Here is a 25677-nt window from a genome sequence, read left to right as displayed (position 1 = left end):
TAGGCGCTTTTGCGGCGTCCCGGGACTTATCGACATGGAGCAGACATGAGCCAGACCCCCCTGCAACACAAAAGCCTGTTGCTTCTGCTGACCCTGGTGACCGTCGCTTTCATCTGGATTCTGCTGCCCTTTTACGGGGCGGCGTTCTGGGCCGTGATTCTCGGCATTCTGTTCGACCCGCTGCAGCGGCGCCTGCAACTCAAATTCAACTGGCCGCGCAACCTGACGGCCCTGTGCACCCTGAGCATTTGCCTGGTGATCGCCATTTTGCCGGTGATCATCATCAGTTTCCTGCTGGTGCAGGAGGGGGCCAACCTCTACCAGAACATTGAAAGCGGCAAGTGGGACATCGCCGGCCAACTGGACCGTTTCAAGCACAGCCTGCCGCCGTATTTCCAGCAGCTGCTGGACCGCCTCGGCATGGGCGAGCTGGACAGCCTGCGCGAGAAGATCGTCAGGGGCGCGCTGCAGGGCAGCCAGTTCATCGCCACCCAGGCTTTCAGCGTCGGCCAGGGCACGTTCAAGTTCGTGGTGAGCTTTTTCGTCATGCTGTATTTGTTGTTCTTTTTTTTGCGCGATGGCCCGGAACTGGTGCGCAAGGTGCGCATCGCCTTGCCGTTGGCCGAGCACCAGAAGCGCCGGCTGCAGCTCAAGTTCAGTCGGGTGGTGCGGGCCACGGTGAAAGGCAACGTGCTGGTGGCCGCCAGCCAGGGGGTATTGGGCGGGCTAATCTTCTGGTTCCTGGACATTCCCAGCCCGCTGCTCTGGGCGGTGCTGATGACCTTGCTGTCATTGTTGCCAGCGGTGGGCGCGGGGATCGTCTGGGGCCCGGTGGCGACGTATTTCCTGTTCAGCGGGGCGATCTGGCAAGGCGTGGTGCTGGGGTTGTACGGGATATTCGTGATTGGCCTGGTGGATAACGTGCTGCGTCCGATCCTGGTGGGCAAGGACACCAAGATGCCGGATTACCTGATCCTGATCTCGACCCTGGGCGGCTTGGCGATCTTCGGCCTGAACGGCTTTGTCATCGGGCCATTGATCGCCGCGCTGTTCATTTCAAGCTGGGCCCTGTTCGTCGAGACCCGGCCGCGGCCACAGTTGCCGCTGCCTTAGGCATGCAGGACGCGCTGCTCGATCTCTTGCGACAGGGCCTGGGCGGCGGTCAGCGAGGTCAGCGGGCCGCTGACCGGCTCGCCATCGCGCACCAGGTACCAACACGCCAGCAATCCCAGCTCCCTGAGCGAGGTGGGAACGGCGCTACCGATAACGGACATGATCTGAACCTTGGGCATAAGTACCTCCATCAATCTGTGGAGCTACCTTACGGAGCGACAGGTTCTACGAAAAATCACCGTGCTCGATAGTGGACATCGATACCGGCGAAAAACGCCGCTGCGCGGTCAGTCGACGACCTGGTCGAGCATGTAGACCACTTCCGGGTCATGCAGCAGGCCCTTGCGCACCAGGTGCTCGGCCAGAAGAGCCAGGAACTTGGCGCTGCGATGGCCTTCCAGGTGCTTGAGTTCGGTCAGGGCGCTGTACACCTTGCTCGCAGTGCCCAGGGAAGGGGAGTGGTGAGGATTCTGTGTCGGCATGGGAATCGTCCTTGTTGTTATGGGGCCGTTTTGGACAGATCCGATCTTGCGGACCTGGCATGACATAAATATGACAGCCCCAGGCTTCAACCTACAGGCCGCCGTTGGCAACACTATTGCCCGATTGAATCGCAAAAGCTGTTCCAGCAGCGACCTTTGCAAGATTTATTCAGACGTTCGCAGACGGGGCAAAACGCAACAGGCCCCGCTTGCGAGGGCGGGGCCTGTGGTTATGACGGGCGCCTGGCTTACCAGCGGCCAGGACCATAGTAATGGCGTGGCGGGCCGTAGTAGCCACGAGGTGGCCCGTAGTACACCGGAGCCGGGCGGTAATAAATTGGCGGGCCTTGCACGTACACCGGCTGTGGCTGGTAGTAGACCGGTGGTGGCACGGCATAGACCGGCTGCGGCTGAACGTAGACCGGTTGTTGCACATAGACCGGGCGGCTGTGGCTGGCGATCACCGAACCCACAACCGCTGCGCCGACCACCGCACCGACTACCGCTGGTCCACCCCAACCACCGCCACCGTGGGCGGACGCCTGACCGGCGACAGCGAGTGCACCCATGAGCAAGGCAATCTTGGGGATTTTACGCATCATGGCTATTCCTCGATTCCTACCCCTGCGCTCGCTCTGCAATAGACGCGAGGACTGTCGCGGGGATACTTCTAAGACAGCTTTTTTCTGAAAAACTGCACGGCCGCCGGGTAAATTTTGTGTAAGGTCTGTACCGGCTTCTTTACCCTCGTCCGTGGGCCGCAGGCCCGTCTTTCAGGCACCTTGAATATGATCGGGCAGAACCCGGCGACTGGCTAATCCCGTCCATCCGAAAGTGCGTTCCAAGGAGATCAACATGCAGATGAATCCCAATAAAGACACCCAGTTGTGTATGTCGCTGTCAGGGCGTCCGGGGAATTTCGGCCTGCGTTTTCACAATCATTTGTATGAACAGCTGGGCTTGAACTTCTATTACAAGGCTTTCAGCAGCCAGGACCTGCCCGGCGCCGTGGGCGGGGTCCGCGCCCTGGGAATTCGCGGCTGCGGCGTGTCCATGCCGTTCAAGGAAGCCTGCATTGCCCTGGTGGACGAACTGGACGCCTCGGCCAGCGCCATCCAGTCGATCAACACCATCGTCAACACCAACGGCCACCTCAAGGCCTACAACACTGATTACATTGCCGTCGCCCAGTTGCTCGAACGTCACCGGATCCCCAAGGACACGCGCTTTGCCCTGCGCGGCAGCGGCGGCATGGCCAAGGCGGTGGCCAGTGCCTTGCGTGATGGTGGCTACCGTGATGGCGTGATAGTTGCCCGTAACGCCGGGGCCGGGCAGGCCCTCGCCGATTCCCTGGGCTATGCCTGGCAGGCGGAGCTGGGCCAATTGCGCCCGCAGATGCTGATCAACGTCACCCCGATCGGCATGAGCGGTGGTCCCGAGGCCGATCAACTGGCATTCCCGGCCGAGGCGATCGAGGCCGCGCGCACCGTGTTCGACGTGGTGGCGGTGCCGGCGGAGACCCCGCTGATCCTGCGCGCCCGGGCCGAAGGCAAGCAGGTGATCACCGGCCTGGAAGTGATCGCCATCCAGGCCCTGGAGCAGTTTGTGCTGTACACCGGCGTGCGCCCCAGCGCCGAGCAGTTCCAGCAGGCGGTAGACTTCGCCAGGGCCTGATGGGCGCGGGGCAGGTTAGCGGATTAGCCTTCGAGTTTCGCCAGGCGTTCTTCGAGGGCGGCGATCCGCGCTTCCAGCTCTTCGATGCGTTCGGCGGACACGCCGCTGCCCGGGCTGCGTTCCACCGGATTCTGCCGCGCGGCGAGGATCGCTTCGATATCCGCCGGGTCGCCCAGGGCATGCATGTAGCGATCTTCACGCTGCCCGGCCTGGCGCGGGATCAGCAACGCCAGGCCACGGGCGATCAGGCGCTCCAGCTGATGCACCACTTGTTCGCTGTCTTCGAAATCGTGCATGCGGCCGCTGCGGGTCAGCAGTTCGTTGACGGTCTGCGGGCCACGCAAAAACAGCAGGCCGGCCAGCGCCACTTGCGCCGGCACCAGTTCCAGCGCCTTGTCCAGGCGATGCTCCCAGCGGTCGGCGCGGCTGCCCATCACCAAGCGGGCGAAGCCACGGTTTTCCAGGGCGCGCAGGCTCTGGCCGACCTGGCCCTGGGTGAGGTTCATCACCGGTTCACGGCTGGTTTTCTGGTTGCAGGCGATGACCAGCGCATTGAGGGTCAGCGGATAGGTTTCCGGGCTGGTCGCCTGTTTCTCGATCAGCGATCCGAGAATGCGCAGTTCGGTGCTGGTCAGTTGCAGTTGCTCGCTGGAGGTTTCTTGCTCGATGCTCATCGCGCTTTCCCTATGCTGTCGAAGGCGACTAGCCTAATCCTTGCTGGATAAAAGACAAGCCGCCGGCGGCCCCCAAGCCGGTCTATAATCGCGCCACTTTGTTTGCGCTTTTTTCCGTCAGCCTGTCGAGATCACCATGACCATTTCCCTGTACGCCGCCTCCGTTCCTGTCTTCAAGCAAATGCTCAATGCCTTGAGCGATGTCCTGAACAAGGCCGAAGCCCACGCCACGGCGAAGAACATCGACCCGAATGCCTTCCTGCAGGCACGCCTGTATCCGGACATGTTCCCGCTGGTCCGCCAGGTGCAGATCGCCGTCGATTTCGCCAAAGGCGTTTCGGCTCGCCTGGCCGAAGTCGAGCTGCCGAAGTATGACGACACCGAAACCACCTTTGCCGAGCTGCAGGCGCTGCTGGCCAAGGTCCTGGCCTTTATCGACGGCATCCAGCCGGCGCAGATCGATGGCAAGGAAGGCATCGAGATCGTCACCCGTCCGGGCACCCCGAAAGAGAAGCGCTTCAGTGGCCAGTCGTACCTGCTGACCTACGGCCTGCCGCAGTTCTTCTTCCACGTCACCACCACCTACGCGATCCTGCGTCACAACGGTGTGGAAATCGGCAAGCGCGATTACATGGGCGCTTTCTGATGTAGTTGGGGGGCAAACCCATAAAAAAGCCCGGCAAGGTGCGAGCCTTGCCGGGCTTTTTAGTGCGCGCTATTCGTGCAGGATCAGGCGGTCTGGCGGACCTTCTCTTCCTGGGCCATGCACGCGGCGGCGGTGAAGAGCACGTCGGTGGAGGAGTTCAGCGCGGTTTCCGCCGAGTCCTGCAACACACCGATGATGAAGCCGACCGCGACCACCTGCATGGCGATTTCGCTAGGGATGCCGAACAGGCTGCAGGCCAGTGGAATCAGCAGCAGCGAACCGCCGGCCACGCCGGAGGCGCCGCAGGCACAGATGGCAGCAACCACGCTGAGCAGCACGGCGGTGGGCAGGTCGACGGCGATGCCCAGGGTATGCACGGCGGCCAGGGTCAGCACGGTGATGGTGATGGCGGCACCGGCCATGTTGATGGTGGCGCCCAGGGGGATCGAGACCGAATAGGTGTCTTCATGCAGGCCCAGGCGCTTGCTCAGTTCCAGGTTGACCGGAATATTGGCTGCCGAGCTGCGGGTGAAGAATGCGGTGATGCCGCTTTCGCGCAGGCACATGAGCACCAGCGGGAAGGGATTGCGGCGGATCTTCCAGAACACGATCAGCGGGTTCATCACCAGCGCGACGAACAGCATGCAACCGATCAGCACCGCCAGCAGGTGGGCGTAGCCGAGCAGGGCGCCGAAACCGGAGGTGGCCAGGGTCGAGGCCACCAGGCCGAAGATGCCCAGGGGGGCGAAGCGAATCACCACCCGCACGATCAGGGTCACGCCACTGGACAGGTCGTCCAGCACGGCGCGGGTGGTGGGCGCTGCATGGCGGATGGCCACGCCCATGCCGATGGCCCAGGCCAGGATGCCGATGAAGTTGGCATTCATCAGCGCGTTGACCGGGTTGTCCACCGCGCTCAGCAGCAGGCTCTGCAGGACTTCGTTGATGCCGCCGGGGGCGGAGATGGCGACGTCATGGCTGCTCAGTACCAGGGTGGAGGGGAACAGGCTGCTGGCGACCACCGCCACCGCCGCCGCGGCAAAAGTGCCCAGCAGGTAGAGCCAGAGGATCGGGCGGATATGGGTTTCCTGGCCGTGTTTGTGGTTGGCGATGGAAGCCATTACCAGCACGAACACCAGGATCGGTGCGACGGCTTTGAGCGCCGAGACGAACACCTTGCCAATGAAAGCAGTGGATTTCGCCAGTTCGGGGGCGACCAGCGCGAGGGCGATACCGGCGATCAGGCCGATGACGATCTGCGTGACCAGGCTGGTGCGTTTGAGTTTTTCCAGGAGCGATGGGGGGGCAGCAGTCATAGAACTGTATCTCTGTTTTTTTAATATGCCGTGCGTCGAGGGTGACGCCGTGCTGATGAGTTGCAAAAGGTACGGGGGGTTGCGGCAGGAGGCGGACTTTATCACACAGGCTTGGCCCAAGGATGTGACGATCTGCCACCAGCGCCTTCGAAACGATCTGCGGTTTTTTGCGGCGGCTCGCGGACATCGGCAGAAACATTCTGTTAGGATTCGCCATCCTCTTCTCATCTCCAGTCAGCGGGCCCCCAGGCCATCGCTGATGTCGTCGTTTCCGGAGTTTTTCCATGCTGTTGCCTATCCTGCTGCTGTCAGCCGCCGGTTTTACCGTGCTGACCACGGAATTCATCATAGTCGGCCTGCTGCCGTCGATTGCCCGCGACCTGGACGTCAGCGTGCCGCAGGCCGGCCTGCTGGTGACGCTGTTCGCTTTCACCGTGGCGGCGTTCGGACCCTTGCTGACGGCTTATTTCGCGCGTTTCCAGCGCAAGCGCCTGTTCATTTCGGTGCTGGTGATGTTCGGCCTGGCCAACACCCTGGCGGCGCTGGCGCCGAATATCTGGGTGATGGCCGTGGCCCGCTTGATCCCGGCGCTCGGCTTGCCGGTGTTCTGGGCCCTGGCCAGCGAAACCGCGGTGGATATAGTCGGCCCTGACTACGCCGGGCGCGCCATCGCCAAGATCGGCTTTGGCATCGTCTGCGCCACGGTGTTCGGCATCCCGGTGGGCACCCTGATTTCCGATGCCTTCGGCTGGCGCAGTGCATTCGGCATCCTGGCGCTGGTGGCCTTTGCCAAGGCGTTGTTGCTGTATGTCTACCTGCCGCAGACCCGCGTGCACAACGAACAGGCAAGCCTGCGCTCGCAGTTGCGCATTCTGCGCAGCCCCTTGATGCAAGGGCATGTGCTGCTGTCGATCCTGGTGTTCAGCGGCATGTTCACCGCCTACACCTACCTGGCGGATATCCTCGAGCGCCTGGCCGGTTTCAACGGCACGCTGGTCGGCTGGTGCCTGATGGGCTTCGGTGCGGTGGGGCTGATTGGCAACTCCCTGGGCGGCCGCGCGGTGGACCGCCATCCGCTGCTCGCGTCCATGGGATTCTGCGCCTTGATGATCGGCGGCATGGTGGCGCTGGTGCCAAGCATCCACTCGCCAGTGGGCCTGGCCGCGGCCATGGGCGTCTGGGGCGTGACCCAGGCGGCGCTGTTCCTGGTCAGCCATGTCCGCCTGATCAAGGCTGCTCCCCAGGCGCCGGCATTCGCTGCGTCGTTGAATATCGCCGGAGCCAACCTGGGAATCGGCCTGGGCGCCATGGTCGGCGGCCGGGTGATCGATACGTTGGGGCTGGGCAGCCTGGGGGTTGCCGCTGCTGCTTTTATCCTGGTGTCGATCCTGCTGGCTTTGCTGTTGATGACCCTCAAACCCCAGGCCAGCTGCGCCTGATCCGTCTCAGGCGCCCATGGCGGTGAACAGTTCGCGGCGGGCGCCTTCGGTGATCGCCACGATGCCAGGGTGCTTGACCTTGCGCTCGACCGAGATGGCGTAGAACGACTCGCTGACCGCGTCGGTCTGGCCAATCAGTTGCACGCCATATTGGCGCCTCACTTCGTCGGCGATCACGCTCGGGCTGATGAAGATCCCGCTGCCTGACTGGCCGAATGCCTGCATCAGGGCGCTGTCGTCGAACTCACCGATGATCCTCGGTTGTATCTGCTGCTCGGCCAGCCAGCGCAGCAGGCGGCTGCGCACCACGGTTTCCTGGCCGGGAATCAGCAACGGGGCGCCATGCAGGCTATGGGGGAAATCCGTTCCGTACAGCTCGGCCAGTTCCTCGGTGGCGAAAAAACTGATGCCGCATTCGCCGAGTTTCTGGCTGTAGCCCTTGATATCCAGGTGCGAGGGCATGGGGCTGTCGGAAATCACCAGGTCCAGGCGCTGGATGGCGAGGTCCGCCAGCAGGCGTTCGAGCTTGTCTTCGCGGCAGGTGATGCGGATCGGTTCGTTCAGCTCCATGGTCGGGGCGATCAGGCGATAGACGATGGATTTGGGCACCACATCGGCCACGCCGACCCGAAACAGGATTTGCTGTTCATTGGGCTGGGCCTGGAGCATGGCCTCCAGTTCGCCACCCAGCTGGAACATCTGCTCGGCGTAGGGCAGGGTCTGGCGCCCGGCTTCGGTCAGCTCCAGTTGCCGGCCAACCCGGCGAAACAGCTCGATGCCATAAGTTTGTTCGAGCAAGGTGATCTGGCCGCTGATGGTTTGCGGAGTCAGGTTCAGTTGTTCGCAGGCCCGGACAATGCTGCCGGTCTTGGCGACGACCCAGAAGTAGTGGAGTTGGCGGTAATTGAGCATGGCGGGCTTTTTATTCGTAAAAATCGAAGTATAGCTGTTAAAAATACGAATTTTCCTGAAGTATTCATCTGCATAGAATGCCTCGCTATTGACGAGCCATACTCTCGGCTCGGTCTGTTCTAACGAGGAAAGTGCAATGATCTATAAATCCATCGCCGCACCGTTGCTGGCGTTGTCGTTGATCACCCTTGCCGGTTGCGACCAGGCGGAAAAAAGCGCGCAACAGCTGCTGGGTAAAGCCGCCGAAAACGCCAAGCAGGCAATCGACGATACGCACAAGGCCGCTGAGCAAGCGCTCAGCGATGCAACCCAGGGCTTGATCAGCAAGCAGGAAAAGCCGGCTGACGAGGCCAAAGAGCCTGCCTCGTCGTCCCAGGAAATCTGATTCTCCCAATACCCCCGACTCAGGACTGAGCCATGGAATACCTTTTACAACTTGCCGCCAGCCCCACCGCCTGGATCGCCCTGGCAACCCTGGTGGTCATGGAAATCGTGCTCGGCATCGATAACCTGATCTTCATTTCGATCTTGACCAACAAGCTGCCTGAACAGCACCGGGCCAAGGCTCGCCGGATCGGTATCGGCATGGCTCTGATCCTGCGCCTGGCACTGCTCAGTACCATCGCATTCATCGTGCAGCTGACCGAGCCGGTGATCGATGTATTCGGCCAGGTCTTCTCCTGGAAGGACATGATTCTGATTGCCGGTGGCCTGTTCCTGTTGTGGAAGGCCACTACCGAGATCCATCACAGCATGGACCCGGCATCGCAGGACGGCAAAAGCGAGACCGCAGGCGTATCCCTGGGTTTTGCCGCAGCGATCGGCCAGATCCTGATGCTGGACATGGTGTTCTCCATCGACAGCATCATTACCGCCGTCGGCATGACCGAGCACTTGCCGATCATGATCATCGCGGTGGTGGTCTCGGTACTGGTGATGTTGCTGGCGGCCGAGCCTTTGGCCAAGTTCATCAATGACAACCCGACGGTGGTCATGCTGGCCCTGGGCTTTCTGATCATGATCGGCATGACCCTGATCGCCGAAGGTTTCGGTGCCCATGTGCCAAAAGGTTACGTCTACGCGGCCATGACCTTCTCGGCAGCCATCGAGGGGTTGAACATGCTGGCCCGTCGTGCCCGGCAGAAGCGCGCAGCGGCGGAGGCGGAAGTCCAGGCCTGATATTTGCGGCAATGACCGAGGCGGCCCGTGTTCACGGGCCGCCTTTTTTATGGGGGAAATAAAGGTGCGGTCAGTGCGCGGTGGCGTGATGCCGGGCCGGTTTTGCGGTTTTCGTGGCGGCAGTCGGCAACCGCGGGTGATGGTGCCGGCGAGCAATTCGCAGGACGCCCCAGAGCATGGCAGCGGCGACGGACAGCCAGCCGCCGATCAGCATCAGGATTGTCGTTGTCAGGCTCATATATGCCTCCTTATTGCCCTGTCCGGGCACACGCTCGTTGCAATGGACAGTTTAGTCGCGGATGTATTTCAAGCCATTGACCAATAGTCGAGTGCCATCAACCCGTTTGCTCTATGGGCTGCAAATTACTGCGGCTTAACGCTATACCCGTGCACCGCGGAGCCCTATCATCAGCGTTTCAGCCGGCGCTCCCGGCTTGGCACCTGCACAAGAGAGTCATGATGGAACGGATGTTTCTACGATTTCGCACACTATTGTTGGCGGGTGCCTGCGCCCTCACGCTAGCCGGTTGCGCCAGCAGCGTGCAGCCGGAAATTCAGCGTCTGCCCGAGCGGGTAGAGCTCAATGGCGTACCGTTTTACCGTGGCGAGACTTATCAGAGCGGCCCGGGCGCACTGGCCAGCATGCTGTCCCAGCAGGGCATCGCGATCACCCCGGGCTTATTGGACAAGCCGCTGCAGCTGCCCGGCGCCGAGGCGAAGTTGCAGCAGAACATGCTGAGCCTGGCGCGTGAGTACGGAATGGTGGTTTATCCGCTGGACGATAATTTAGCCGCGCTGCTGGCCCAGGTCGCCGCGGGGTACCCGGTAATGGTGCGTTACACCGAAGGCTCGGCGTTCTGGGCCGAGCCTCGCTATGCCGTGCTGGCCGGTTACAACCGGCACAAGCAGACGGTGCTGCTGCGAGCGGGGATGAATCGTCGCTTGTTGATGGATTTTGCCAAGTTCGAGTCGGCCTGGAGCAGTGCAGGGCATTGGGCGGTATTGATCCAGGGGCCGACCCAGGTGCCGGCCCAGGTTGACCGCCAGCGTTGGTTGAAGGCGGCCGATGAGCTGGCCCGGGCCGGGCAGGAGAACGCGGCGGCGCGGGCGACCAAGGCGTTGACCGCCAACTGAGGTTGCACAAACGCTGACGGCGCCCAAGGGCGCCGTCTTTGAAAAGGGCCGCGATCGACTGAACTGCGGCCTTTTTTGTGTCTCTCGGGTTTTATTTGCTCTGGGCGACGCCGTTCTGGCGACTTTTCAGGTTCTTGTCGGCCTTGTAGCGCAAGGCTGCGTCCGGTACCGAGCCGCTTTTTCCGGTTTCCAGCCATTGCCGAATGCGGCTGGCATCGGCGAAGTGCGTGTATTTGCCAAAGGCATCGAGAATTACCAGGGCAACCGGGCGGTTGCTCATGCTGGTGACCAGCACCAGGCAATGACCCGCTTCATCGGTAAAGCCGGTCTTGGTCAGCTTGATATCCCAGTTGGCCCGGTGGACCAGATGATCGGTATTGCGAAAACCCAGGGTGTAGCTGGGTTTGCGAAATGCCACGGTCTTTTCCTTGGTGGCGCTCAGTTCGCTCAGCAACGGGTATTTGCGCGCTGCCAGCAGCAACTTGCTCAGGTCGCGTGCGGTGGAAACGTTATGGGTCGACAGGCCTGTGGGTTCGACATAGTGCGTGCTGGTCATGCCCAATGCCTTGGCCTTGGCGTTCATGGCGGCAATAAAGGCTGCGTAGCCACCGGGATAATGGTGGGCAAGGCTGGCGGCGGCACGGTTTTCCGACGACATCAGGGTAATCAGCAGCATGTCCTTGCGCTGCAATTCGCTTTTGAGCTTGACCCGTGAAAACACGCCCTTCATTTCCGGCGTATTGCTAATGTCCACGGAAATGTATTCATCCAGCGGTTGTTTGGCGTCTAGCACAATCAGGCCGGTCATCAGCTTGGTCACCGAAGCGATGGGCACGACAACGTCAGGATTGCTGGAATAGATGATTTTGTTGGTCTGCAGGTCCAGCAGCATGGCGCTGCCGGAGGCGATATGCAGCTGAGAGGGGTCGCGCGGCGCTTCGGTGGTTTCGCGAGCGACGGCGCTCTGCGTGATAAAGGTGCCTGTAACAGCAAAAAACAGGCTCAGGATAGAAAGACGGATTTTCACGCGGGCGGACTCATGAAGTGGATATGCCGTTCTACAACGGGCTGCGTTCAAAAAAACGTTACATTTTATGAGTATGTGCGAGGAAAGAGCTACACGCCTGGGGGTAAAGGGCTTCAGGTAAATTAAATTTCATCCTGTATCAGTTTTGTACCAGTCCCGGCCCCTCACCGCTGAGGCACCGATGGCGTGAAGGGCTGGGTCGGTTGAGGTTTCTGGCGGATGAAAACAAAGAACCCCGCCAATGGCGGGGTTCTTTTAGTCAGGGTATTTCCCAGGGGTCAACCGTGCAGCGTTTCGGCTGCATACAAGGTATTTTCCAGCAGGCAGGCGCGAGTCATCGGGCCGACGCCCCCCGGTACCGGGGTGATCCAGCCAGCGCGGGGCAGGGCGGTCTCGTAGACCACGTCGCCTACCAGCTTGCCGTCTTCCTGGCGGTTGATGCCGACGTCGATGACGATGGCGCCTTCCTTGATCCATTCACCCTTGACCAGGCCCGGCTTGCCGGCGGCCACCACCACCAGGTCGGCGCGCCCGACGTGGCCGGCCAGATCCTTGGTAAAGCGGTGAGTGACGGTTACGGTGCAACCGGCTAGCAGCAACTCCATTGCCATCGGGCGGCCAACGATGTTGGAAGCGCCCACAACCACTGCATCCATGCCGTAAAGATCGGCGCCGGTGCTTTCCAGCAGGGTCATGATGCCTTTAGGTGTGCATGGGCGTAGCAGGGGAATGCGCTGGGCCAGGCGGCCGACGTTATAAGGATGGAAACCATCCACGTCTTTATCCGGGCGGATGCGCTCCAGCAGTTTGGAGGCATCCAGGTGTTCGGGCAGTGGCAGTTGCAGCAGGACGCCATCGATGTTCGGGTCATCGTTGAGGCGGTCGATCAGGCCAGCCAGAGCTTCTTGAGTGGTGTCTGTAGGCAAGTCATAGGCTTGTGAAAGAAAGCCGACCTCTTCGCAGTCTTTACGCTTGTGCGAGACATAAACTTGAGAGGCCGGGTCGCTGCCGACCAGGATCACCGCGAGGCCGGGAGTACGCAGGCCTTGCTGGCGACGCTCGGCGACACGTTTGGCGATCTGCTGGCGCAGGCTAGCGGCGATCGCTTTGCCGTCGATTAGTTGTGCAGTCATGACGCGTGATTAACCATCGAGAGGGTGAGAAAAAGAGAACGCATTCTCGCATGCCAGGACGTGAGGGCAAAGGCGCTTGGTCTGCAAATTCCCCTAACTCCTTTAATTAAATGAATTTTTTTCAAAAAAGAGTTGACGACCTAACGGCTCGTCTATAACATTCGTCGCACTTGTCGGGCACAGCCTAGCACTGGTTAAGAAGGTCGGGCAGAGTTGATGTTTAACTCGTAACGACTGAAAGCACTTAGTTTGTAATCGTTAAAGAATACAGATTAATAAGGCGCCCGTAGCTCAGCTGGATAGAGCATCCGCCTTCTAAGCGGATGGTCGCAGGTTCGAGTCCTGCCGGGTGCGCCATTAGGCAGCTTTGGCACAAGTAACGCAACAACGCAATATGGTGGGCGTAGCTCAGTTGGTAGAGCACAGGATTGTGACTCCTGTTGTCGTGGGTTCGATCCCCATCGTCCACCCCATATTCCGAAAGGCGCCAGATTAATAGTCTGGCGCCTTTGCTTTAAAAGCGTGATACGCGGACGTGGTGGAATTGGTAGACACACTGGATTTAGGTTCCAGCGCCGCAAGGTGTAAGAGTTCGAGTCTCTTCGTCCGCACCAATTAAGTAGCTATTTATATAGCAGATAACGGCGCAGCACCTGAAAAGGGCTGCGCCGTTTTCGTTTCAGAAGTCTGCATTTCCAGCGGGTCGCAGGTGCTGGGCCAGGGAAGCGACGAAACACTCGTCCTTTTGTCGCTGGAATGCTGGAGGTTTACCGGCCAGGCAGTGATTTGGTCCGGTCATCAGGGAGGTGACGCGTCATTCCTTCTATATATAGAAGCATTGGTGCAGAGGCCCTGGTTTGATTCGCAGTATTTGCTCCCAGGGCGAGGCTCAACCGTTGGTCCCCGCCTATAAATCGCCAGCTGTTTTTTAACCCGTTTTCAGTAGGGTGACTTCTTGAGTTTGACCCACTAGAATGCATGCCCTTGATTCTGGGGTCGGAAACGGCCGGCTAACGTCTGTGCAACGAGGAATATCCATGCAAGTTTCTGTTGAAAATACTTCTGCTCTTGAGCGCCGCATGAGCATCACCGTGCCGGCTGAGCGCATCGAGACACAGGTCAACAAGCGTCTGCAGCAGACTGCCCAAAAGGCCAAGATTCCAGGCTTCCGTCCTGGCAAAGTCCCAATGAGCGTGATCCGTCAGCGTTATGAAGCTGATGCGCGTCAAGAAGCTGTGGGCGACGTGATCCAGGCTTCTTTCTACGAAGCGGTTGTCGAGCAGAAGCTGAACCCGGCTGGCGCTCCTTCGGTTGAACCCAAGGTTCTGGAGAAAGGCAAGGACTTGGAATACGTCGCAACGTTCGAAGTGTTCCCTGAGTTCACCGTTGCCGGTTTCGAGTCCATCGCTGTTGAGCGCCTGAGCGCTGACGTGGCTGATGCTGATCTGGACAACATGCTGGAAATCCTGCGCAAGCAGAACATTCGCTTCGAAGTGGCCGACCGTGCTGCGCAGAACGAAGACCAGCTGAACATCGATTTCGTCGGCAAGGTCGACGGTGAAGTGTTCGCCGGCGGTTCCGCCAAGGGTACTCAGCTGGTGTTGGGTTCCGGCCGCATGATCCCGGGCTTCGAAGAAGGTCTGGTCGGCGCCAAGGCTGGTGAAGAGCGTGTTCTGAACCTGACTTTCCCTGAGAACTACCAGAACCTGGACCTGGCTAACAAAGCAGCCGAGTTCACCGTGACTGTCAACACTGTTTCCGAGCCTAAGCTGCCAGAGCTGACCGAAGAGTTCTTCGCTCAATTCGGCATCAAGGAAGCTGGTCTGGAAGGTTTCCGCACCGAAGTTCGCAAGAACATGGAGCGCGAACTGCGTCAGGCCATCAAATCCAAGGTCAAGAACCAGGTAATGGACGGCCTGCTGGCTGCCAACCCGATCGAAGTGCCTAAGGCTCTGCTGGACAACGAAGTGAACCGTCTGCGCGTTCAGGCCGTTCAACAGTTCGGTGGCAACATCAAGCCTGATCAACTGCCGGCCGAGCTGTTCGAAGAGCAAGCCAAGCGTCGCGTTGTACTGGGTCTGATCGTGGCTGAAGTGGTCAAGCAATTCGACCTCAAGCCTGACGAAGCCCGCGTGCGTGAGCTGATCCAGGAAATGGCTTCTGCTTACCAGGAACCAGAGCAGGTCGTGTCCTGGTACTACAAGAACGAGCAGCAACTGAACGAAGTCCGTTCGGTTGTGCTGGAAGAACAAGTTGTGGATACTGTTCTGCAGAAAGCTAGCGTGACCGACAAATCGGTCTCTTACGAAGAAGCGGTCAAGCCGGTAGAAGCACCACAAGCCGACTGATTTTTTACTCGTTCGAAAATACACACCATAAGCCAGCCTTCGTGCTGGCTTATGCGTATTCAAGACATGACTATTTGGGAGTGACTGCAGGACATGTCCCGCAATTCTTATTATCAGCAGAGCTCTGACATCCAGGCCGCAGGCGGTCTGGTCCCGATGGTTATCGAGCAGTCCGCCCGTGGCGAACGCGCCTATGACATCTACTCGCGCCTCCTCAAGGAGCGAGTGATCTTCCTGATTGGCCCGGTAGAAGACTACATGGCCAACCTGGTCGCGGCACAATTGCTCTTCCTTGAAGCGGAAAACCCGGACAAGGACATCCATCTTTACATCAACTCGCCAGGCGGTTCGGTGACTGCAGGTATGTCGATCTACGACACCATGCAATTCATCAAGCCGGACGTTTCCACCATCTGCATCGGCCAGGCCTGCAGCATGGGGGCTTTCCTGCTCGCCGGCGGCGCAGCGGGCAAGCGTCACTGCCTGCCTAACTCGCGGATGATGATTCACCAGCCATTGGGCGGTTTCCAAGGCCAGGCTTCGGATATCGATATCCATGCCAAGGAAATCCTGCACATTCGTTCGCGTCTGAACTCGCTGCTGGCTCATCACACTGGTCAGAGCCTCGAGACCATCGAGCGCGATACCGAGCGCGACAACTTCATGAGCGCAGAGCGTGCGGCTGAATACGGCCTGATTGACTCTGTGATCAACAAGCGTCAAATGCCCGCCTAAGCAACTCAAATGTAGGTGGTTGGTTTAACCGGCCACCTGCGGACTTGAAAAAGCCCGCAATTGCCTTCATCTTGTGTTGCAAGCCTATCGGATTTGGATCGATCGAATGACTGACACCCGCAACGGCGAGGACAACGGCAAACTGCTTTATTGCTCCTTCTGTGGCAAAAGCCAGCATGAAGTGCGCAAATTGATTGCCGGCCCCTCGGTCTTTATCTGCGACGAGTGCGTCGACCTGTGCAATGACATCATCCGTGAGGAGGTGCAGGAGGCACAGGCTGAAAGCAGCGCGCATAAATTGCCTTCGCCTAAAGAAATCAGCGGCATCCTTGATCAGTATGTGATTGGTCAGGAACGTGCAAAAAAGGTTTTGGCAGTAGCGGTGTATAACCACTACAAGCGCCTCAACCAGCGTGACAAAAAGAATGACGAGGTCGAACTGGGCAAGAGCAACATCTTGCTGATCGGCCCTACAGGTTCGGGCAAGACTCTGCTGGCAGAGACCTTGGCGCGCCTGTTGAATGTACCGTTCACCATTGCCGACGCCACCACCCTTACCGAAGCTGGTTATGTGGGTGAGGACGTCGAGAACATCATTCAAAAACTGCTGCAGAAGTGCGATTACGATGTAGAGAAGGCCCAAATGGGTATCGTCTATATCGATGAAATCGACAAGATTTCCCGCAAGTCTGACAATCCTTCGATTACCCGTGACGTTTCGGGTGAAGGTGTTCAGCAAGCTCTGTTGAAACTGATCGAAGGTACTGTGGCTTCCGTTCCGCCTCAGGGCGGTCGCAAGCATCCGCAACAAGAGTTCCTGCAGGTCGATACGCGCAACATCCTGTTCATCTGTGGTGGTGCGTTCTCGGGGCTGGAAAAGGTTATTCAGAACCGTTCGACTCGTGGCGGCATCGGCTTCAATGCTGAAGTGCGCAGCAAGGAAGAGGGCAAGAAAGTCGGCGAATCCCTGCGTGAAGTCGAGCCGGACGATCTGGTCAAGTTCGGCCTGATTCCGGAGTTCGTGGGGCGTCTGCCGGTTCTGGCAACCCTGGACGAGCTGGATGAAGCAGCGCTGATCCAGATCCTCACCGAGCCGAAAAACGCCTTGACTAAGCAGTACGCCAAGCTGTTCGAGATGGAAGGCGTCGATCTGGAGTTCCGTACCGATGCTCTCAAGTCGGTCGCCAAGCGTGCGCTTGAGCGCAAGACGGGTGCTCGTGGGTTGCGTTCGATTCTCGAAGGCGTGTTGCTCGACACTATGTACGAGATCCCCTCGCAATCCGAGGTGAGTAAAGTAGTGATCGACGAAAGCGTTATAGAAGGTAAGTCCAAGCCACTGTATATCTACGAAAACAGTGAGCCGACCGCCAAGGCAGCTCCGGACGCCTAAGCACCGGACTGTTGCTTTAAAAGAAGGGGCCTTCGGGCCCCTTTGTTTTTACTGTTTTTAAAGTACTGTCTTTGAGCTTGTTTTTTTTTGAGGCAGCCCCCATCTTGGTTTCAAGCTTACTTCCATCTGTTTACGGCCTTATGGCCGCCGTAGAGGCGAAATCATGAAGACAACCATCGAATTGCCTCTCTTGCCATTGCGTGATGTCGTGGTTTATCCGCACATGGTTATCCCGCTGTTCGTGGGGCGCGAGAAGTCTATCGAAGCCCTCGAGGCCGCGATGACGGGCGACAAGCAGATTCTTCTGTTGGCTCAGAAAAATCCTGCTGATGATGATCCCGGTGAAGATGCACTCTATCGCGTAGGCACCATTGCCACTGTTCTGCAATTGCTCAAGTTGCCCGACGGTACCGTCAAGGTCCTGGTCGAGGGCGAGCAGCGGGGCGCTGTGGAGCGCTTCAGCGAAGTGGACGGCCATTGCCGTGCCGAAGTTTCCCTGATCGACGAAGTGGACGCTCCTGAGCGTGAGTCGGAAGTCTTTGTCCGTAGCTTGTTGTCCCAGTTCGAGCAATATGTGCAGTTGGGCAAGAAAGTCCCTGCCGAAGTACTGTCTTCCCTCAACAGCATCGATGAGCCAAGCCGCCTGGTAGACACCATGGCTGCGCATATGGCGCTGAAAATCGAACAGAAGCAGGAAATTCTCGAGATCATTGATCTGTCGGCACGTGTCGAGCATGTGCTGGCGTTGCTGGATGCGGAAATCGACCTGTTGCAGGTCGAGAAGCGCATTCGCGGTCGTGTGAAAAAGCAGATGGAGCGCAGCCAGCGCGAGTACTACCTGAATGAGCAGATGAAGGCCATTCAGAAAGAGCTGGGTGACGGTGACGAAGGTCACAACGAAGTTGAAGAGCTGAAGAAGCGCATCGACGCCGCGGGTCTGCCAAAGGACGCCCTGGCCAAGGCCCAGGCCGAGCTGAACAAGCTCAAGCAGATGTCGCCGATGTCGGCCGAAGCCACAGTGGTGCGTTCCTATATCGACTGGCTGGTCCAGGTGCCGTGGAAAGCTCAAAGCAAGGTTCGTCTGGACCTGGCACGTGCCGAAGATATTCTCGACGCCGATCACTATGGCCTGGAAGAAGTCAAAGAACGCATTCTCGAATACCTTGCCGTGCAAAAGCGCGTGAAGAAGATTCGTGGTCCGGTACTGTGCCTGGTCGGGCCTCCCGGGGTAGGTAAAACTTCCCTGGCGGAATCGATTGCCCATGCCACCAACCGTAAATTCGTGCGCATGGCCCTCGGTGGTGTGCGTGATGAAGCGGAAATTCGTGGTCATCGTCGTACCTACATCGGTTCGATGCCGGGAAGATTGATTCAAAAGATGACAAAGGTGGGCGTTCGCAACCCGCTGTTCCTTCTCGACGAAATCGACAAGATGGGCAGCGACATGCGCGGCGATCCGGCCTCGGCATTGCTCGAGGTGCTCGACCCCGAGCAGAACCACAATTTCAATGACCACTACCTGGAAGTCGATTACGACCTTTCTGATGTGATGTTCCTTTGCACCTCCAACTCGATGAACATCCCACCAGCGTTGCTGGACCGGATGGAGGTGATTCGCCTGCCGGGTTACACCGAAGACGAGAAGATCAACATCGCGGTCAAATACCTGTCGCCCAAGCAGATCCAGGCCAACGGCCTGAAGAAAGGCGAGCTGGAATTCGACGAAGAAGCTATCCGCGACATCATCCGTTACTACACCCGCGAAGCCGGTGTGCGTGGGTTGGAGCGCCAGATCGCCAAGGTTTGCCGCAAGGCGGTCAAGGAGCATGCGCTGGAAAAACGCTTCTCGGTGAAGGTCACTTCCGACCTGCTGGAGCACTTCCTTGGCGTGCGCAAATTCCGTTATGGCCTGGCCGAGCAGCAGGACCAGATCGGTCAAGTGACGGGTCTGGCCTGGACGCAGGTGGGTGGTGAGCTGCTGACCATCGAAGCGGCCGTGGTGCCTGGCAAAGGTCAGTTGATCAAGACCGGTTCGCTGGGCGATGTAATGGTCGAATCGATCACTGCGGCGCTGACGGTGGTGCGTAGCCGTGCGAAGAGCCTGGGGATCCCCCTGGACTTCCACGAGAAGCGCGACACTCATATCCACATGCCGGAAGGGGCCACTCCGAAAGACGGTCCTAGTGCTGGCGTGGGCATGTGCACGGCGCTGGTTTCGGCATTGACCGGTATTCCGGTGCGGGCGGATGTGGCCATGACCGGGGAAATAACTCTGCGTGGGCAAGTGTTGGCGATCGGTGGTTTGAAAGAGAAACTTCTTGCAGCACATCGTGGTGGAATCAAGACAGTCATCATTCCAGAAGAAAATGTGCGCGATTTGAAGGAAATTCCTGACAATATCAAGCAGGATCTGCAAATTAAGCCAGTTAAATGGATTGACGAAGTCCTCCAAATTGCGCTGCAATACGCGCCGGAGCCCTTGCCGGATGTGGCTCCCGAGATAGTTGCAAAGGATGAAAAACGCGAGTCTGACTCTAAGGAAAGAATTAGCACGCATTAATACGCATTAGCCTGGGGGGCTTCCTTGACAGCTTTTTAGAGCCCTTGTTATAAAGCGGCTCTTAAGTGTCTGTAGGCCATTCAGCACTGGTTTTTGCTTTCACCAAAAAACTTAGAATCATACTCAAATAGATATATAAGGGGACTTAGAGTGAACAAGTCGGAACTGATTGATGCTATCGCCGCATCTGCTGATATCCCGAAAGCTGCTGCTGGCCGTGCGCTGGATGCAGTAATCGAATCCGTCACTGGCGCTCTTAAGGCTGGCGACTCCGTTGTACTGGTTGGTTTCGGTACTTTCTCTGTTACCGATCGTCCTGCTCGCATTGGTCGTAACCCACAGACCGGTAAGACGCTGGAAATCGCTGCAGCCAAAAAACCAGGTTTCAAAGCTGGTAAAGCACTGAAAGAAGCCGTTAACTAAGCTTCTTCAAGCCTTTGCCTACCCGGGTCGGGGTCTTTCCCGACCTGGCAGCGGAGCGGTAGGGCAGCCGGTTAGAAATCCGGTTTGTCACATCGGGGATCGAGGGTTCGAACCTCCGTCCGCTTCGCCAGTTACGAGAAAGGCGCATCCTCGGATGCGCCTTTCTTCTATCCGGACTCTACCCACGCTCCACGGTTGCTTAATTTGAAGTACAACCGTTTCTGGGGGACGCATGCTGCAGAATATCAGGGACAATTCACAAGGCTGGATTGCCAAGACCATTATCGGGGTCATCGTCGCACTGATGGCGCTGACCGGTTTCGATGCCATTTTTCAAGCCACTTCCACCAGTCAGGATGCGGCCAAGGTCAATGGCGAAGAAATCACCCAGAATGAGCTGAGCCAGGCGGTTGATATGCAACGCCGCCAGCTGATGCAACAACTGGGTAAGGATTTCGACGCTTCCTTGCTCGACGAGAAGATGCTGCGTGAAGCGGCTCTCAAGGGGCTGATCGACCGCAAGCTGCTGCTGCAAGGTGCGCAAAGCTCCAAGTTCGCTTTCTCTGACGCCGCGCTGGATCAGGTGATCCTGCAGACGCCGGAATTCCTGGTGGATGGCAAGTTCAGCCCTGAGCGCTTCGACCAGGTGATCCGTCAACTGGGTTACACCCGGATGCAATTCCGTCAGATGCTGGCTCAGGAAATGCTGATTGGCCAGGTGCGCGCCGGTCTGGCTGGCAGTGGTTTTGTGACCGATGCCCAGGTGTTGGCATTCGCTCGTCTGGAAAAGCAGACCCGCGATTTTGCTTCCCTGACCATCAAGGCCGACCCCGCGGCAGTCAAGCTGACCGACGACGAGGTCAAGGCTTACTACGACGAGCACGCCAAGGAATTCATGTCGCCGGACCAGGTGGTCATCGACTATCTGGAATTGAAGAAGGCTTCCTTCTTTGATCAAGTCAGCGTCAAGGAAGAAGACCTGCAAGCGCTGTATCAGAAAGAAACCGCCAACCTGTCCGAACAGCGCCGTGCCGCGCACATCCTGATCGAAGTGAACGACAAGGTGAACGAAGCACAGGCCAAGGCCAAGATCGAAGAGATTCAGGCGCGCCTGGCCAAGGGCGAAAGCTTCGAGGCCCTGGCCAAGGAGTTCTCCCAGGACCCGGGTTCGGCGAACAACGGCGGCGACCTCGGCTATGCCGGTCCTGGCGTCTATGACCCGACCTTCGAGGAAGCGCTGTACGCGTTGAACAAGGACCAGGTTTCAGCGCCGGTACGCACTGGTTTCGGCTTCCACCTGATCAAGCTGCTGGGCGTCGAGGCGCCTGAAGTGCCGAGCTTCGCCAGCCTGAAAGACAAGCTGACCCGCGAGCTGAAAACCCAACAGGTCGAACAGCGTTTTGTCGAGGCGACCAAGCAATTGGAAGACTCTTCGTTCGAAGCTTCGGACCTGGCCCAGCCAGCTCAAGAGTTGAAGCTGACGGTGCAGACTTCCGCTCCGTTCGGTCGTGAAGGCGGCGAGGGCATTGCTGCCAACCGTGCCGTGGTTCAGGCTGCTTTCAGTCCTGAAGTGCTGGATGAAGGTGCCAACAGCACCGCCATCGAGCTGGACCCGGAAACTGTCGTGGTATTGCGTGCCAAAGAGCACCGCAAGCCAGAGCAGCTGCCGTTGGAAAGCGTCGCCAGCAGCATTCGCACGCAATTGGCCAAGGAGCACGCCAGTGCTGCCGCCAAGGCCAAGGCTGATGCCTTGATCGCCAGCCTGCGTGAAGGCAAGACGGCGTTGAATGCGCCGGTCGACGGTCAGAGCTGGAAAGTCGCGGAAGCAGTCACTCGTGGCCAGGAAGGCGTTGAGCCGATCGTGTTGCAGGCGCTGTTCCGCATGGCCAAGCCTGCTGCCAAGGACAAGCCGACATTCAGCAGTGTGACCCTGCCTAATGGCAGCCTGGTGGTCCTGCAGCTCAATGGTGTGAACGAAGCCGCTGCACCGACCGAGGAAGAAAAGGCGCAATACCGTCGTTTCCTCGCCTCGCGTGTGGGCCAGCAAGACTTCGCGGCGTACCGCAAGCAGTTGGAAAACGAGGCGGACATCAAGCGCTTCTGATGCCTGACTGAAGTAACAGACAGAAACCCCGGCCAACGTGCCGGGGTTTTTATTTTCAGCCTACTGCGGGGAACCCATGGCGCCTGGCATTCACGACCACTAACAGACAAGCCAGCAACAGGCCGATGATCACCCAGGGAAACGACAATACGCCCGGGCCTTCCAGCAGCACTCCACCCACTAGGCCGCCCCCGGCGATCGCCAGGTTCCATGCGGTCACCAGCATCGACTGCGCCGCGTCGGCAGCGGTCCCGGCAGCCTTGGCCAGTGCGGTTTGCAGCAAAGTGGCCAAGCCCCCGAACGACAAGCCCCAGAGGGCAATCGAGGCATAGACCGCCATGGGCGTATCGGCCTGGAACGCCAGCAACAGCGCCGCAAGGCCGAACAGGACGCAACTGACGAGTACCAGTCGGCGTAACCAGCGATCGATCAGCAACCCGACAATCCAGATGCTCAGCAGAGCGGTCAGGCCGAACGTCAGCAGTACCCGGTCGATTTGCCCGGCGATGCCAGCCGGCTCCAGAAACGGTGCGATGTAGGTGTAAAGGATGTTGTGGCCCAGGACATAAGCGAAGGTCACGAACAGTACCGGCTTGACCCCGGGCAAGGCGAACACGCCCGACAGCGGCAGGCGTTTGTCGGCGCGCTGGCCGGGAAAGTCCGGCACTTGCCAGCGCACCCAGCCGAGCAACAACAGAGTCAGCAGGGTCATCAGTGCAAAGCTCACTCGCCAGCCCACCAACGTGCCGAGCAGCGTGCCCGCGGGGATCCCCAGGGACAGCGCCAGTGGTGCGCCGAGCATGGCCACGGCGATGGCCCGCCCTTGCAGGTGCGGTGCGACCATGCGGCTTGCGTAGCCGGCCAGCAGGGCCCAGAGCAGCCCGGCAAATACCCCGGCGAACAAGCGGGCGACCAGGGTCAGGCTGTAGTTGGTGGAGAACGCGGTGACGCTGTTGACCAGTGCAAAGCCGCCTATCGCGATCATCAGCAAGGGCCGGCGGCGCCAGCCTTGGGTGAGGATCACCAGCGGGATCGCGGCCAGTAGCGAGCCAATGGCGTACAGGGTGACCAACTGGCCGACCAGCGCCGGGGACACCGCCAGGTCCTGGCTCATTTGCGGCAGCAGGCCCGCGGGCATGGCTTCGGTAAGGATGGTGATGAAACCGGCGGTCGCCAGGGCCAGCAGGCCGCCCAGTGGAAGTCGGTCGCGGCGCCTGGACTCGATGTCCAGCAGGTCGGCGGTGGCAAGAGGTTCGGTCATGGTGTCAGGCTCGCTACAGGTTTCAGGAAGTAGGGAGGCTGAGGGTAGGGCGCTGTGGTAAAGAGAAAAATAGGCTAAGGTTCCGAACTTATCGGACATCCATGTCCGTAATGTCGAGGTCGGCGATGGATTGGTTGAGCAATATCTCGGTCTTCCTGCATGTGGCGAAAACCCGCAGCTTCACCGAGGCGGGGCGCTTGTTGGGGGTGTCCTCGTCGGCTGTCGGCAAGAGCATCGCGCGGCTTGAGGAGCGCCTGGAGACCCGGCTGTTCCATCGCAGTACCCGCAGCATCACCCTGACCGCCGAAGGCGCATGTTTTCTCGAACGCTGTCGCAGAATTGTCGCCGAGGCCGAGGCGGCCGAATTCGATCTGTGCAAATCCTCCAATGCCCCGCGGGGCAGGTTGCGAGTCAGCCTGCCGCAGGTTCACGGCCTGGTGATGCCGGTATTGGTGGAGTTCATGCAGCGTTATCCAGAGATCGAACTGGATATCGAGCTGACGGACCGCATTGTGGACGTCGTGGAAGAGGGCTTCGATGCCGTGATACGGACCGGCAGCCCCGGCGACTCGCGGCTGATGGCCCGGTCGCTGGGCCAGTTCCGCCTGGTGCTGGTAGGCACGCCCGAGTACTTTCGCGAGCGGGGCGTTCCGCAGGTTCCCGCAGACCTGGCTAACCACGGGTGCTTGCGGCATACCTTCCACAACACCGGCAAACTCGAGCACTGGCCGCTGCGACGAGCGGTGGACGCCCCGGAACCGCTGTTGCCGACACGTTTTGTCAGTACCTCTATCGAGGCGGTGGACCATGCGGTGCGGCGCGGGCTGGGGATCGCCTGCTTGCCTGATTTCATGGTGCGCGAGGCGGTTGCACGGGGCGAGTTGCGGCAGGTGCTCGACGAGCATCTGGAGCACAGCGGCACTTTCTGGCTGCTCTGGCCGGCAAGCCGGCACACCGCCGCCAAGCTGCGTGCGTTCATCGATCATCTGTGCGCGCGACTTTTTCCGGCAAACCAGGGTCAGTAAACTGGTATTCATTTTAAGACACTAATCCGCGCGCCCTGTGGCCTCGAACTGTTGCACAATACGCCCCGGACCGTTTTCCTCAGGATTTTCGATGCAAAGATCATTTCACCTGCGTGCTGCCGGGTTGACCCTGCTGCTGGTGGCCGTCGCCGGTTGTTCGTCGCAGAAGACCGCTATTTACGAGCATGAAAACTTCGATGACTCCGGCACCTTTTCGCGCAACTACCCGGTGAATGAGACGGCGTCCTGCGAGGCCGCCCGTCGCGCCTTGCTCAGCCAGGGCTACATCATCACCAGCAGCGATCCGAAGCTGGTCAGCGGCCACAAGAGCTTCCAGCAGACCGGCGAAACCCACATGGAGATCAGTTTCAGCGTGGTTTGCGCCCAGGACGGCAATACCGGCCATCGCTCCACGGTGTTCGCCAATGCCCTGCAAGACCGTTATGCCCTGAAGAAGGTCAACAATTCGGCAAGCCTGGGGGTGGGGGTGCTGGGTTCGGTGTCGATGCCGATCGGCTCGACCGATGACTCGATGGTCAAGGTCGCCAGCGAGACTGTTTCCTCGGCGAAGTTCTACGAGCGTTATTTCGCCCTGGTGGAGCTGTTTCTGCCGCAGGAAGCGAAAAAAGCCGCGCATATCGTCGAAAAGCCGAAGACCGACCTGGGCATGCCCGAAGCCAAGCCCGCCGAGCCTGCGGCAGTGCCGGCCCCGGCGCCAGTGACGCCACAACCGGCGGCGATGGTACCGGCTGCCGTAGCGCCTGCTGCACCGGCTGTTGTTCCGGTTGCCGAGCCGGCCCCGGCCATGGAGCCCGTTGCGCCACCGGCATCGAACTTCTCGGAACCGGTTGCACCACCCACGGAAGCGACGCCTATCGCGCCGGGCCCAACTGCCGAGCCCACGCCGTCCACTGAAAGCATTACCCCGCCTCCCGCCAGCACCTTGCCGGCGCCGACAGAGCCGATTCCGCCGCTGCCACAGTAAGCCCTTGCCAACAGCTGCGGGGCCGGTGTCGGTCTCGCGGTTATTTTTGACGATATGGTTGCCGGCCTGCGGCTAAATCGGTGGCGAGCTGCTACGTTTCATTGGAGGGACGAGCGA

25 protein-coding genes and 3 tRNA genes are annotated in these 25677 nt (G+C 59.3%); 18 read left to right on the top strand and 10 right to left on the bottom strand.

The annotated features are described in order from the left end of the window. Nucleotides 1–45: 45 nt before the first annotated feature. A complete protein-coding gene (locus BLV20_RS22195; protein ID WP_092304595.1) occupies nt 46–1113 on the top strand; it encodes an AI-2E family transporter in 1068 nt (355 codons plus the stop codon). Here BLV20_RS22195 and BLV20_RS22190 read toward each other — a convergent pair. From BLV20_RS22190 to BLV20_RS22180, 3 genes are all read right to left on the bottom strand, one after another. Then, nucleotides 1110–1292 (bottom strand): hypothetical protein, encoded by a 183-nt coding sequence (locus BLV20_RS22190; protein WP_092304594.1) that lies wholly within the window; start codon nt 1290–1292, stop codon nt 1110–1112. The genes BLV20_RS22195 and BLV20_RS22190 overlap by 4 nt on opposite strands. Before the next feature lie 108 nt (nt 1293–1400). Continuing rightward, complete coding sequence (locus BLV20_RS22185) at nt 1401–1595, bottom strand: hypothetical protein (RefSeq protein ID WP_092304593.1); 195 nt, start codon at nt 1593–1595, stop codon at nt 1401–1403. A 248-nt stretch (nt 1596–1843) separates the two neighbouring features. Then, complete coding sequence (locus BLV20_RS22180; protein WP_092304592.1) at nt 1844–2197, bottom strand: hypothetical protein; 354 nt, start codon at nt 2195–2197, stop codon at nt 1844–1846. A 253-nt stretch (nt 2198–2450) separates the two neighbouring features. Between BLV20_RS22180 and BLV20_RS22175 the strand changes: the two genes are divergently transcribed. Beyond that, nucleotides 2451–3269, top strand: coding sequence for a shikimate 5-dehydrogenase (locus BLV20_RS22175; RefSeq protein WP_092304591.1), 819 nt, complete (start codon nt 2451–2453; stop codon nt 3267–3269). Between the two features lie 23 nt (nt 3270–3292). On the opposite strand, the gene BLV20_RS22170 is transcribed toward BLV20_RS22175, so the two are convergent. Continuing rightward, complete coding sequence (locus BLV20_RS22170) at nt 3293–3943, bottom strand: YceH family protein (protein WP_092304590.1); 651 nt, start codon at nt 3941–3943, stop codon at nt 3293–3295. A 136-nt stretch (nt 3944–4079) separates the two neighbouring features. Here BLV20_RS22170 and BLV20_RS22165 point away from each other — a divergent pair, with 136 nt between their 5' ends. Continuing rightward, nucleotides 4080–4589 carry a DUF1993 domain-containing protein gene (locus BLV20_RS22165; protein WP_092304589.1) on the top strand — a complete coding sequence of 170 codons (510 nt, stop codon included), beginning with the start codon at nt 4080–4082 and terminating at the stop codon, nt 4587–4589. A gap of 83 nt (nt 4590–4672) precedes the next feature. Here the strand turns inward: BLV20_RS22165 and sstT are convergent, their stop codons facing one another. After that, nucleotides 4673–5905 (bottom strand): serine/threonine transporter SstT, encoded by a 1233-nt coding sequence (gene sstT, locus BLV20_RS22160; protein ID WP_092304588.1) that lies wholly within the window; start codon nt 5903–5905, stop codon nt 4673–4675. 284 nt (nt 5906–6189) lie between these two features. On the opposite strand from sstT, the gene BLV20_RS22155 reads away from it, so the two are divergent. Continuing rightward, nucleotides 6190–7344: an MFS transporter gene (locus tag BLV20_RS22155; RefSeq protein WP_092304587.1), complete on the top strand. Its 1155-nt coding sequence runs from the start codon at nt 6190–6192 to the stop codon at nt 7342–7344. Nucleotides 7345–7350: 6 nt separating this feature from the next. Here the strand turns inward: BLV20_RS22155 and nhaR are convergent, their stop codons facing one another. Further along, nucleotides 7351–8256, bottom strand: coding sequence for a transcriptional activator NhaR (gene nhaR, locus BLV20_RS22150; protein WP_092304586.1), 906 nt, complete (start codon nt 8254–8256; stop codon nt 7351–7353). Between the two features lie 136 nt (nt 8257–8392). Here nhaR and BLV20_RS22145 point away from each other — a divergent pair, with 136 nt between their 5' ends. Further along, nucleotides 8393–8641, top strand: a complete 249-nt coding sequence (locus BLV20_RS22145) for a hypothetical protein (RefSeq protein ID WP_092304585.1) — start codon at nt 8393–8395, stop codon at nt 8639–8641. Between the two features lie 32 nt (nt 8642–8673). Beyond that, nucleotides 8674–9435, top strand: a complete 762-nt coding sequence (locus BLV20_RS22140) for a TerC family protein (protein WP_092304584.1) — start codon at nt 8674–8676, stop codon at nt 9433–9435. 70 nt (nt 9436–9505) lie between these two features. Here the strand turns inward: BLV20_RS22140 and BLV20_RS31500 are convergent, their stop codons facing one another. Then, a complete protein-coding gene (locus tag BLV20_RS31500; RefSeq protein WP_175540246.1) occupies nt 9506–9673 on the bottom strand; it encodes a hypothetical protein in 168 nt (55 codons plus the stop codon). Nucleotides 9674–9894: 221 nt separating this feature from the next. On the opposite strand from BLV20_RS31500, the gene BLV20_RS22135 reads away from it, so the two are divergent. Further along, nucleotides 9895–10569 carry a PA2778 family cysteine peptidase gene (locus tag BLV20_RS22135; RefSeq protein ID WP_092304583.1) on the top strand — a complete coding sequence of 225 codons (675 nt, stop codon included), beginning with the start codon at nt 9895–9897 and terminating at the stop codon, nt 10567–10569. A 91-nt stretch (nt 10570–10660) separates the two neighbouring features. On the opposite strand, the gene pbpG is transcribed toward BLV20_RS22135, so the two are convergent. Next, nucleotides 10661–11596 (bottom strand): D-alanyl-D-alanine endopeptidase, encoded by a 936-nt coding sequence (gene pbpG / locus BLV20_RS22130; protein WP_092304582.1) that lies wholly within the window; start codon nt 11594–11596, stop codon nt 10661–10663. A 278-nt stretch (nt 11597–11874) separates the two neighbouring features. Beyond that, nucleotides 11875–12729 carry a bifunctional methylenetetrahydrofolate dehydrogenase/methenyltetrahydrofolate cyclohydrolase FolD gene (gene folD / locus BLV20_RS22125; protein WP_092304581.1) on the bottom strand — a complete coding sequence of 285 codons (855 nt, stop codon included), beginning with the start codon at nt 12727–12729 and terminating at the stop codon, nt 11875–11877. A 280-nt stretch (nt 12730–13009) separates the two neighbouring features. Here folD and BLV20_RS22120 point away from each other — a divergent pair. The 9 genes from BLV20_RS22120 to BLV20_RS22075 all read left to right on the top strand — a co-directional run bounded on the left by BLV20_RS22120 (nt 13010) and on the right by BLV20_RS22075 (nt 22289). Further along, nucleotides 13010–13086 (top strand) — tRNA-Arg (locus BLV20_RS22120). A gap of 40 nt (nt 13087–13126) precedes the next feature. Next, nucleotides 13127–13202 (top strand) — tRNA-His (locus BLV20_RS22115). Nucleotides 13203–13258: 56 nt separating this feature from the next. Further along, a tRNA-Leu gene (locus BLV20_RS22110) sits at nt 13259–13343 on the top strand. Nucleotides 13344–13766: 423 nt separating this feature from the next. Further along, the gene (gene tig, locus BLV20_RS22105; protein ID WP_092304580.1) at nt 13767–15077 is read left to right on the top strand and encodes a trigger factor; all 1311 of its coding nucleotides are present in this window, start codon (nt 13767–13769) and stop codon (nt 15075–15077) included. Nucleotides 15078–15170: 93 nt separating this feature from the next. Continuing rightward, nucleotides 15171–15812: an ATP-dependent Clp endopeptidase proteolytic subunit ClpP gene (gene clpP / locus BLV20_RS22100; protein ID WP_016965272.1), complete on the top strand. Its 642-nt coding sequence runs from the start codon at nt 15171–15173 to the stop codon at nt 15810–15812. A gap of 106 nt (nt 15813–15918) precedes the next feature. Next, nucleotides 15919–17202, top strand: a complete 1284-nt coding sequence (gene clpX / locus BLV20_RS22095) for an ATP-dependent Clp protease ATP-binding subunit ClpX (RefSeq protein WP_007927204.1) — start codon at nt 15919–15921, stop codon at nt 17200–17202. 163 nt (nt 17203–17365) lie between these two features. Beyond that, on the top strand, nt 17366–19762 hold the full coding sequence (gene lon, locus BLV20_RS22090; RefSeq protein WP_009044652.1) for an endopeptidase La: 2397 nt from the start codon (nt 17366–17368) through the stop codon (nt 19760–19762). Nucleotides 19763–19855: 93 nt separating this feature from the next. Beyond that, complete coding sequence (locus BLV20_RS22085) at nt 19856–20185, top strand: HU family DNA-binding protein (protein WP_020296819.1); 330 nt, start codon at nt 19856–19858, stop codon at nt 20183–20185. A gap of 232 nt (nt 20186–20417) precedes the next feature. Beyond that, a complete protein-coding gene (locus BLV20_RS22075) occupies nt 20418–22289 on the top strand; it encodes a SurA N-terminal domain-containing protein (protein ID WP_092304579.1) in 1872 nt (623 codons plus the stop codon). Nucleotides 22290–22344: 55 nt separating this feature from the next. Here the strand turns inward: BLV20_RS22075 and BLV20_RS22070 are convergent, their stop codons facing one another. Continuing rightward, nucleotides 22345–23550 (bottom strand): MFS transporter, encoded by a 1206-nt coding sequence (locus BLV20_RS22070; protein WP_092304578.1) that lies wholly within the window; start codon nt 23548–23550, stop codon nt 22345–22347. 125 nt (nt 23551–23675) lie between these two features. Between BLV20_RS22070 and BLV20_RS22065 the strand changes: the two genes are divergently transcribed. Continuing rightward, the gene (locus BLV20_RS22065) at nt 23676–24575 is read left to right on the top strand and encodes a LysR family transcriptional regulator (protein WP_092304577.1); all 900 of its coding nucleotides are present in this window, start codon (nt 23676–23678) and stop codon (nt 24573–24575) included. A 91-nt stretch (nt 24576–24666) separates the two neighbouring features. Continuing rightward, entirely contained in the window at nt 24667–25560 is an 894-nt protein-coding gene (locus BLV20_RS22060) for a DUF2242 domain-containing protein (RefSeq protein WP_092304576.1), read from the top strand. Nucleotides 25561–25677: the final 117 nt, after the last annotated feature.

It is taken from the genome of Pseudomonas sp. NFIX28 (assembly GCF_900107395.1).
Taxonomy (GTDB): Bacteria; Pseudomonadota; Gammaproteobacteria; order Pseudomonadales; family Pseudomonadaceae; genus Aquipseudomonas.
The sequence above is the reverse complement of the archived record's forward strand: the minus strand, read 5'-3'. Positions and strand labels throughout refer to the sequence as shown.

Bases quoted from the DNA above. Each gene is read 5' to 3' on its own strand.
- folD (WP_092304581.1), bottom strand. From the start codon at position 12,729: ATGACTGCACAACTAATCGACGGCAAAGCGATCGCCGCTAGCCTGCGC.
- BLV20_RS22195 (WP_092304595.1), top strand. From the start codon at position 46: ATGAGCCAGACCCCCCTGCAACACAAAAGCCTGTTGCTTCTGCTGACC.
- BLV20_RS22170 (WP_092304590.1), bottom strand. From the start codon at position 3,943: ATGAGCATCGAGCAAGAAACCTCCAGCGAGCAACTGCAACTGACCAGC.
- BLV20_RS22140 (WP_092304584.1), top strand. From the start codon at position 8,674: ATGGAATACCTTTTACAACTTGCCGCCAGCCCCACCGCCTGGATCGCC.
- BLV20_RS22060 (WP_092304576.1), top strand. From the start codon at position 24,667: ATGCAAAGATCATTTCACCTGCGTGCTGCCGGGTTGACCCTGCTGCTG.
- clpP (WP_016965272.1), top strand. From the start codon at position 15,171: ATGTCCCGCAATTCTTATTATCAGCAGAGCTCTGACATCCAGGCCGCA.
- clpX (WP_007927204.1), top strand. From the start codon at position 15,919: ATGACTGACACCCGCAACGGCGAGGACAACGGCAAACTGCTTTATTGC.
- sstT (WP_092304588.1), bottom strand. From the start codon at position 5,905: ATGACTGCTGCCCCCCCATCGCTCCTGGAAAAACTCAAACGCACCAGC.
- BLV20_RS22155 (WP_092304587.1), top strand. From the start codon at position 6,190: ATGCTGTTGCCTATCCTGCTGCTGTCAGCCGCCGGTTTTACCGTGCTG.
- BLV20_RS22190 (WP_092304594.1), bottom strand. From the start codon at position 1,292: ATGCCCAAGGTTCAGATCATGTCCGTTATCGGTAGCGCCGTTCCCACC.
- BLV20_RS31500 (WP_175540246.1), bottom strand. From the start codon at position 9,673: ATGAGCCTGACAACGACAATCCTGATGCTGATCGGCGGCTGGCTGTCC.
- BLV20_RS22180 (WP_092304592.1), bottom strand. From the start codon at position 2,197: ATGATGCGTAAAATCCCCAAGATTGCCTTGCTCATGGGTGCACTCGCT.
- BLV20_RS22165 (WP_092304589.1), top strand. From the start codon at position 4,080: ATGACCATTTCCCTGTACGCCGCCTCCGTTCCTGTCTTCAAGCAAATG.
- BLV20_RS22065 (WP_092304577.1), top strand. From the start codon at position 23,676: ATGGATTGGTTGAGCAATATCTCGGTCTTCCTGCATGTGGCGAAAACC.
- tig (WP_092304580.1), top strand. From the start codon at position 13,767: ATGCAAGTTTCTGTTGAAAATACTTCTGCTCTTGAGCGCCGCATGAGC.
- lon (WP_009044652.1), top strand. From the start codon at position 17,366: ATGAAGACAACCATCGAATTGCCTCTCTTGCCATTGCGTGATGTCGTG.
- BLV20_RS22175 (WP_092304591.1), top strand. From the start codon at position 2,451: ATGCAGATGAATCCCAATAAAGACACCCAGTTGTGTATGTCGCTGTCA.
- BLV20_RS22075 (WP_092304579.1), top strand. From the start codon at position 20,418: ATGCTGCAGAATATCAGGGACAATTCACAAGGCTGGATTGCCAAGACC.
- BLV20_RS22145 (WP_092304585.1), top strand. From the start codon at position 8,393: ATGATCTATAAATCCATCGCCGCACCGTTGCTGGCGTTGTCGTTGATC.
- BLV20_RS22070 (WP_092304578.1), bottom strand. From the start codon at position 23,550: ATGACCGAACCTCTTGCCACCGCCGACCTGCTGGACATCGAGTCCAGG.
- BLV20_RS22135 (WP_092304583.1), top strand. From the start codon at position 9,895: ATGGAACGGATGTTTCTACGATTTCGCACACTATTGTTGGCGGGTGCC.
- nhaR (WP_092304586.1), bottom strand. From the start codon at position 8,256: ATGCTCAATTACCGCCAACTCCACTACTTCTGGGTCGTCGCCAAGACC.
- BLV20_RS22185 (WP_092304593.1), bottom strand. From the start codon at position 1,595: ATGCCGACACAGAATCCTCACCACTCCCCTTCCCTGGGCACTGCGAGC.